The 1,120-nt window shown below is 46.8% G+C and carries 1 protein-coding gene; it reads right to left on the bottom strand.

The annotated features are described in order from the left end of the window. On the bottom strand, positions 1 to 1,120 hold a 1,120-nt coding region (tuf, locus tag PSF16_RS17395; RefSeq protein WP_272689806.1), incomplete at both ends, for an elongation factor Tu.

Genomic DNA, 1,120 nt, shown 5'->3' with positions numbered 1-1,120 from the left:
CGTAAACCATCATCCATCGCGATTGGGTGAATCAGAGTCACGATCATGTTGATGTTGTCGCCTGGCATTACCATCTCTACGCCTTCTGGCAGTTCGATAGTACCGGTTACGTCAGTTGTACGGAAGTAGAACTGTGGACGGTAGCCTTTGAAGAATGGAGTATGACGACCACCTTCATCTTTGCTCAGAATATATACTTCTGATTCGAATTGAGTGTGTGGCTTGATTGAACCTGGTTTAGCCAGTACTTGACCACGTTGAATTTCTTCACGTTTAGTACCACGCAGCAGAACACCAACGTTCTCACCCGCACGACCTTCGTCCAGCAGTTTACGGAACATTTCAACGCCAGTACAAGTTGTTTTCGCAGTCGCTTGAATACCAACGATTTCAACTTCTTCACCAACTTTGATGATACCACGCTCAACACGGCCTGTTACTACTGTACCACGACCAGAGATTGAGAATACGTCTTCGATTGGCAGCAGGAATGGCTTGTCAATTGCACGCTCTGGTTCTGGGATGTAAGAATCCAGGTAACCTGCTAATTCAACAATTTTTGCTTCCCACTCTGGGTTGCCTTCCAGCGCTTTCAGTGCTGAACCGCGAACAACTGGAGTGTCATCGCCTGGGAAATCGTACTGAGACAGAAGTTCACGAACTTCCATTTCAACTAATTCTAACAGTTCTTCGTCGTCTACCATGTCACATTTGTTCAGGAAAACGATGATGTAAGGAACACCTACTTGGCGACCTAACAGGATGTGCTCACGAGTTTGTGGCATTGGACCATCAGTCGCAGCAACAACCAGAATTGCACCGTCCATCTGCGCAGCACCAGTGATCATGTTTTTAACATAGTCGGCGTGTCCTGGGCAGTCTACGTGTGCGTAGTGGCGAGTTGGTGTGTCATATTCTACGTGAGATGTAGAAATGGTGATACCACGCGCTTTTTCTTCTGGTGCGTTATCGATTTGATCGAATGCACGAGCGTTACCGCCGTAGGTTTTAGCCAGAACAGTAGTGATAGCTGCTGTCAGGGTAGTTTTACCATGGTCAACGTGGCCGATTGTACCAACGTTAACGTGCGGTTTTGAACGTTCAAATTTTTCTTTAGACA

The sequence above is a fragment of the Providencia sp. PROV033 genome (assembly GCF_028484855.1).
Taxonomy (GTDB): domain Bacteria; phylum Pseudomonadota; class Gammaproteobacteria; order Enterobacterales; family Enterobacteriaceae; genus Providencia; species Providencia alcalifaciens.
This window is presented reverse-complemented; position numbering and strand designations above follow the sequence as displayed.